Source organism: Jiangella rhizosphaerae (genome assembly GCF_003579925.1).
Classification (GTDB): domain Bacteria; phylum Actinomycetota; class Actinomycetes; order Jiangellales; family Jiangellaceae; genus Jiangella; species Jiangella rhizosphaerae.
On sequence record NZ_QUAL01000172.1, the window covers coordinates 26,891 to 33,408 of the forward strand.

General features: G+C 72.0%; 7 protein-coding genes. 3 read left to right on the forward strand and 4 right to left on the reverse strand.

The features are described 5' to 3' along the window. Positions 1–228: 228 nt before the first annotated feature. On the reverse strand, positions 229–816 hold the full coding sequence (locus DY240_RS18310; RefSeq protein ID WP_119661277.1) for a TetR/AcrR family transcriptional regulator: 588 nt from the start codon (positions 814–816) through the stop codon (positions 229–231). A gap of 173 nt (positions 817–989) precedes the next feature. Between DY240_RS18310 and DY240_RS18315 the strand changes: the two genes are divergently transcribed. Continuing rightward, entirely contained in the window at positions 990–1,868 is an 879-nt protein-coding gene (locus DY240_RS18315) for a phosphatase PAP2 family protein (RefSeq protein WP_119661278.1), read from the forward strand. 82 nt (positions 1,869–1,950) lie between these two features. On the opposite strand, the gene DY240_RS18320 is transcribed toward DY240_RS18315, so the two are convergent. Next, positions 1,951–3,438 carry an MFS transporter gene (locus DY240_RS18320; protein ID WP_199701725.1) on the reverse strand — a complete coding sequence of 496 codons (1,488 nt, stop codon included), beginning with the start codon at positions 3,436–3,438 and terminating at the stop codon, positions 1,951–1,953. A gap of 86 nt (positions 3,439–3,524) precedes the next feature. Between DY240_RS18320 and DY240_RS18325 the strand changes: the two genes are divergently transcribed. After that, positions 3,525–3,902 (forward strand): MarR family winged helix-turn-helix transcriptional regulator, encoded by a 378-nt coding sequence (locus tag DY240_RS18325; protein ID WP_119661279.1) that lies wholly within the window; start codon positions 3,525–3,527, stop codon positions 3,900–3,902. Positions 3,903–4,040: 138 nt separating this feature from the next. Next, a complete protein-coding gene (locus tag DY240_RS18330; protein ID WP_233552791.1) occupies positions 4,041–4,904 on the forward strand; it encodes an NAD-dependent protein deacetylase in 864 nt (287 codons plus the stop codon). 7 nt (positions 4,905–4,911) lie between these two features. On the opposite strand, the gene DY240_RS18335 is transcribed toward DY240_RS18330, so the two are convergent. Further along, entirely contained in the window at positions 4,912–5,370 is a 459-nt protein-coding gene (locus tag DY240_RS18335) for an aminoacyl-tRNA deacylase (protein WP_119661280.1), read from the reverse strand. Between the two features lie 163 nt (positions 5,371–5,533). After that, the coding region (locus tag DY240_RS18340; RefSeq protein WP_199701727.1) for an AfsR/SARP family transcriptional regulator at positions 5,534–6,518 on the reverse strand (985 nt) is incomplete at its 5' end.

The window sequence follows — 6,518 nt, forward strand, 5'->3', positions numbered from 1 at the left end:
GTCGGAGCAGGACCGGAACCGGAGCAGGCCGCGAGTGTGAAGGCCACCGCAACCGTCACGACAAGCACACGACTCCCCGTTCCCCCAGGTGTCACGGAGCCGGGCAAGTTTTTCCTCGTTCCCTTCGCTTTTCGACGGCGGCCGGACATAGCCTCGTCTCGAGAGCGGCACCATTCTCGCCCCCCGGGGTGGTGCCGCTCGGTCGTCTCCGGGCGCGTGTCGTTCGCGTCAGGCCGAGGCGACGCCGCCCACGTGTTCGGTCAGCCCCAGCACGTCGCGCACCACCCGCAGCAGTTGCGGCCGCAGCTCCGCGTTCGAGACGTCGGGCAGCGCCAAGATCGCCACGACCACCCCCAGCGCGGCCGACGTCCGCACCCGCTGTTCCACCGACAGATCGCCGTTGGCCAGCAGCGCCGACAGCCGTGCGTCGTTGGCGCGCATGCGGTCGAGCAGGGTCGAGTTCGCGACGCCCGCGAGGTCGTTCATCGCATAGGTGGCGACCCGCCGGTGCGCCAGCAGCAGGTCGATGTAGCGCTCGATGAGCGTCAGCCGCCAGGCCGGGCTGCCGATGGCCGCGGTGTCCGACTCGGCGTCGGCGATGATCCAGTCCTCGCCGTCGACCATCGGCCGCAGCAGGTCGTCGAGAATCTCCACCTTCGTCCGGTAGTGGTAATACACCGCCGCCTTGGTGATTCCGAGAGCGTCGGCGATCTCGCGCAGCGTCGAACGCTCGTAGCCCTGCCGGGAGAACAGGTCGAGCGCGACCTCGCGGATGTTTCCGGCTGTATCCGTGCCGGGACGTCCCTCGTCGGTCATCTCCGTCGCCGCCTCGCTGATCGGGAAGTGAGGGCGGCCACACAATACGTTAACTACTTGCCGGCCGACAAGTGCGGCCGTAGCGTGAGACTCAAAGCACTTGTCGGCCGACAAGTAGAGGCAACTTCAAGGGGGCGCTGGCGCTCCTCGCACGTCGCCAGCATGGAGGACCGATGGCCTCGGACACCTTGTCCCGGCGCCCGCCCACGCTGCGCCGCGTCCGCACCCACTCACGACTCGCCACGGCCGCGAAGGAGATCGCCTTCCTCCTCTCGGCCGCTCTGCTGTACACGCTGGTGCGCGGCCTCACCAGCGACCGCGTCGACGCCGCGTTCCGCAACGCCGAGGACGTCATCTCGTTCGAGAAGTCGCTCGGGATCCATGTCGAGACCGACCTCCAGGGCCTGATCCTCGACCACGACTGGGCGGTCGACGCCGCCAACGGCTTCTACATCTACGGCTACTGGCCGGTGTTCGTGCTCACGCTCATCTGGCTGATCGCCCGGCGGCCGGCGGCGTATCCGTTCTACCGCAACGCGCTGCTCGCCTCGGGGGCGTTCAGCCTGGTCATCTTCGCGTTCTACCCGCTCGCGCCGCCGCGGTTCCTGCCCTGGCACGGCTTCGTCGACACCATCTCCCTCGAGGCGCCGACCTACCGCGAGATGAACTCGCCCACCTTCGTCAACGAGTACGCGGCGATGCCGAGCCTGCACTTCGGCTGGATCCTGCTACTCGGCATCGCCTGGGTCGCGTTGTCGCGCGTGCTGGTGGTCCGGGTCATCGGCGCGACGATGCCGCTGCTGATGTTCGCCACCATCGTCCTCACCGGCAACCACTACGTCGTCGACGCGATCGTCGGCGGTGCCGTGGTCGTGGCCGGGCTCGGCGTCGCGGTGCTGATCGAGCGGATCAAGCGGCAGCGCGCCGTGCGGGCGGCCATCCAGGACGCCCGCGACGCGGCCGACGACGGACGCGACCCCGGCGGCACCGGCCCGTCGGGCGGCGCGGCCATCCCGGCGCAGCGCTCCCCGAATCTCTCCCGGGTCCGCTGACCCTCCCCTCGAACGCAACGACGGCGACGGGGGCATCGTCGACCCCGTCGCCGCCGGCGTACCGGATGGGCGAGCCCGCCCGTCAGGACACGGCCGGCTCCAGCAGCTCGTCCTCGACCGGCTCCGGCTCGTCGTCGTCACGACGGCGCCGGAACACCCCGAGGGCCATCACCACCAGGCCGGCGAAGGCGATACCCGTCACGAGGATCAGACCGGGACGGAACTGGTCGAACGTCGCCGCCCCCATGCCGTCGGCCGAGTGCGAGCCGGCCGTCACGAACGCCGTCGTCGCCGCGAGCACCACAGCCCCACCGATCTGCCCGGACGTCTGGACCAGGCCGGCCGCCAGCCCCTGCTCGGAGTCGTGCACGCCGGCCGTGGCCTGCGACATGATCGCCGAGAACGCCAGCGTGAACCCGAGCCCGATCAGCAGGACGCTGGGCAGGATGTCCGCCGCGTAGTTCGGCGTCGGGTCGCCGCCGGCGGCCAGGAACCATACGTACGCCGTGCTCAGCGACACCATCGCGGCGACGATCGGCCGCTGCGTGCCGTACCGGTCGATCACCCGGCTCATGTACGGCGAGCCGAACGCCACGATCAGCCCGGCCGGCAGCAGGGCCAGCGCCATCCGCAGCGGCGACCAGCCCAGCGCGGCCTGGAAGTAGATCGTCAGCATGAACTGGAAGCTCAGGTACGACCCGAACAGTGCGATGATCGCGAGGTTGGCCCGGACGATCGAGCCGATCCGCAGGATGCCGAGCCGCACCAGCGGGTGCGCGATCCGCTGCTCGATCGCGACGAACGCCGCGAGCAGCGTGACCGCGAGCACGAACAGCACGACGGTGACCGGGTCGGCCCAGCCGCGCTCCGGCGCGGAGACGACGGAGTAGACGGCGAGCAGCATGCCGGCCGTGAGCGTCGCCGCGCCGGCGAGGTCGTGACCGCCGGCGTCGGCGGGACGGTCGCGCGGGATCAGCGCGATGCCCGCGACCAGCGCCAGCACCGCGAGCGGCACGGGCATGAGGAAGTTCCATCGCCAGCCGGCGCTGGTCAGCAGGCCGCCCAGGATGAGCCCGGACGAGTACCCGCTGGCGCCGAAGACGGCGAAGATCGACAGCGCCTTGTTGCGCGCCGGTCCCTCGCGGAACGTGGTGGTCAGGATGGACAGCGCCGTGGGCGCGGTGAACGCGGCGGCGACACCCTTGACGAACCGCGTGACGATCAACAGCATGCCGTCGTCGACGAGGCCGCCCACGAGCGAGGCGACGGCGAAGACGGCGAGGGCGATCAGGAACACCCGGCGACGGCCGAGCAGGTCGGCGGTGCGGCCACCCAGGAGCAGCAGCGCTCCGTAGCCGAGCACGTAGCCGTTGACGATCCACTGCAGCGAGGTGGTCGAGAGTCCGAGTTCGGTACCGATCGACGGCAGGGCGATGCCGACCATCGACACGTCGAGACCGTCGAGGAACATCACCAGGCACAGCACCGCGAGGACGCCCCAGAGGCGCGGCGTCCAGCGCTGGTCGTCGTGTGAAGCAGCGGTGGAAGGCGGTGTGGCGATAGCAGTCACGGGCGAGACGTTACATGCACGTGCATCAAATGCACAAGCATTAAATGTCCTTGCATGCTTGCGGGCGCGGTGTTAGAGTGCGCTCCATGAGCGGGACGGAGGAACGCGAGCTCGTCGCCAAGTGGCGCGACCTCTCCACCTGCTACAACAACGTGGCCTGCGACCTCGATCGCGAGCTGCAGGACCAGCACGGGCTGGGCCTGAGCGAGTTCGAGGCGCTCGACCGGCTCATCGAGTCCGGCCAGGACAAGCTGCGCATGCACGAGCTCGCCGAGGGGATGTACCTCAGCCAGAGCGCGTTCTCCCGCACCGTCGCCCGGCTCGAGCGGGCCGGCCTGGTCGGCCGCTCGATGTGCATGGACGACCGCCGCGCCCTGTTCGTGACGGCGACCGACGCCGGCCGCTCCCGGCATGCCGAAGCCCGCGACACCCACCGCAAGGTGCTGGCCCACCACCTCGGCTGAGCCGGCCCGTTCGCCGTCGGGGTGGCGTCTACACCCTTGGGCCGTACCGGCCTGCCCTTGGCCCGCCTGACGAGGACGACGTCACCGCACCGCGCCGGCCGCGTGACCCGGCCGCCGTCGTCGGCATAGGCTCGAAGCGTGCTCGACCGCATCGACCCCGGCCACCCGGCCCGGCCGGCCGTCGGCGAGGCGGCCGCGGTGCTGTCCGGCCGGCCGGTCGCCGTGCTGACCGGGGCCGGCATCTCCACCGACTCCGGCATCCCCGACTACCGCGGCCCCGACTCCCCGCCGCGTACGCCGATGACGTACCAGCAGTTCGTGGGCGATCCCGACCGCCGCCGCCACTACTGGGCCCGCAACCACGTCGGCTGGCGGCACGTCCACCGCACCCGCCCCAACCCCGGTCACCTCGCCGTCAGCCGCATGGAGGCCGACGGCGTCGCGGTCGGCGTCATCACCCAGAACGTCGACACCCTGCACGACGCCGCCGGCTGCCGCAACGTCATCGACCTGCACGGACGCTACGACCGCGTCATCTGCCTGAGCTGCCGCAGGGTGGTGCCCCGCGACCACGTCGCCGCCCGGCTGACGGCGTTGAACCCCGACTTCGCCGACGAGGTCGCCGACGCCGAGATCGCGCCCGACGCCGACGCCGTCATCGAGGCGACCGCGCACTTCCGGGTGGCCGACTGCGAGGCGTGCGGCGGCATCCTCAAGCCCGACATCGTCTACTTCGGCGAGAACGTGCCCAAGCCGCGCGTCGAGGCGGCGTACGAGCTGGTCGACTCCGCGGCGGCACTGCTGGTCGCGGGGTCGTCGCTCACCGTGATGTCGGGGCTGCGGTTCGTCCGGCACGCGCACAAGACCGGCCGGCCGGTGGTCATCGTCAACCACGGCGCCACCCGCGGCGACGACCTCGCCACCGTCAAGGTCGACGCCGGCTGCTCGCCCGTCCTCACGGTGCTGGCCTCGGTGTTGACGGCCTCGGCCGCCGCCCGCTGACGCGACCTCAGTCCGTGACGTCGGCGACCGTCGCGTCCAGCGTCTTCACCAGCTCGTCCCCGTCGACCGTGGCCGACACTCCGAACGCACCGGCGCCGATCGACACCGTCCGGCCGAGCACCCGCTCGTCGGCGATGACCGGCCACGCCCGCGTCGACCCGAACGGTGTGATCGTGCCGCGCTCGTACCCCGTGACGTCGCGCGCCGTCCCGGCGTCGGGCATCGACAGCCGGTTGACGCCGAGCAGCGTGCGCAGCTTCGGCCAGGCGATCGTGCGGTCGCCGGGCACCAGCACGAACACGTAGTCGTCGTCGGCCCGTCGCACCACGATCGTCTTGATGACGGCGGCCGGCTCCACCCCGCGCGCGGCGGCGGCCTCCTCGAGGCTGTTCACCGGCGGATGCCGGACGATGCGATGGGCCAGCCCCGACTCGCGCAGGGCCTCGACGCCGCGTTCTTCCGTCATGGCCCCACTCTGACGTGTCGGGCCGCGCACCTCAACTCGCCGGCCCCCGCCCCGACCGACGACGCATCAGACCCAGGATGAGCCGGGCCGAGGCGCCGCTGTCGACAGGGATCAACCGCCGGGCAGCCTGGCGCACCGCAGCGCACTGACGTGATGCCGCTGCTCACCTCCCCGCCGGTGACCGCGGCCGGCCGGGCCCACGCGGCCCGGTGGCCGGCCGAGTCGTCCTGCGAGCGGGCGCGACGGACGGATCCGGCGGGCTGGACGCACCCGGCGCACCGGTGCCGCCGTCACCGGCGGCCGATGCCGTGGCGGCCGCACTCCGGCCCCCCGCACCGAGCTGCTGGATCAGCGCCTCCGTCTCGGGCTCGAGGTCGCCGCCCAGATCGTCGGCGGTGGCCCGGAGCTTCTCGATGGTGTCCAGCAGACGGCCACGATCGCCCAGCACCGCCTCGGCCTTGAGCCGGTCGCGCCACAACAGCTCGACGCCGGGCTCGACGGACAGCCCCACCAATGCCGCGCGCAACGCCTCCCACGGGTCGCCGTCGACGAGAGCGCGCAGCGCCAGCTCGTGACTGGCGTCGACGATGCTCGCGATCATCTCCTGAGCCAGGTGATCGGCCCACGCGTAGCGCCGCCGGCCGCGGCCGGAGAACGGCCGGCCCCGCACCAGCTCGAGCGCCGCGCGCAGGTCGGCGGTGGTGGCCCGGGCCGGGCCGTCGGGGAGCAGGTCGCACCAGTCGTCCCAGTCGCTGCGCACGCCCGGCCGCAACATGTACCCGCTGTCGCTGCGCGGCAGGAGCGGCGACCCCGCCGCGTCGGTGCCGAGCCAGCGGCGCAGCTTCGAGACCGCCGTGCCCCGCGTCGTCTTCGTCACCGCCGATCCCGGCCAGATCGCCTCGTCGATCGCCGTCGAGTCGCAACCCGGGTTCAGCGCGATGAACATCGCCAGCTCGGTGAGCTGGCCGAGCTTGGTCTGTTCACCCAGCTCCGCGGCATTCTGCACCTCGACGGGGCCGAGCATCAGCAGCCGCGGCAGGTCCCGCTCCGGACCGCGAGCGGCGTCGGCCGACCGGTCTGGTGCCGGCCCGCGACCGGACCCGCCGCCGGACGGCGCGCGACCCGGCGTCGGCCGGTCCGCGGCTCGG

Excerpts from the sequence above, each read along its gene's own strand:
- DY240_RS18315 (WP_119661278.1), top strand. The coding sequence starts at position 990 with ATGGCCTCGGACACCTTGTCCCGGCGCCCGCCCACGCTGCGCCGCGTC.
- DY240_RS18325 (WP_119661279.1), top strand. The coding sequence starts at position 3,525 with ATGAGCGGGACGGAGGAACGCGAGCTCGTCGCCAAGTGGCGCGACCTC.
- DY240_RS18310 (WP_119661277.1), bottom strand. The coding sequence starts at position 816 with ATGACCGACGAGGGACGTCCCGGCACGGATACAGCCGGAAACATCCGC.
- DY240_RS18335 (WP_119661280.1), bottom strand. The coding sequence starts at position 5,370 with ATGACGGAAGAACGCGGCGTCGAGGCCCTGCGCGAGTCGGGGCTGGCC.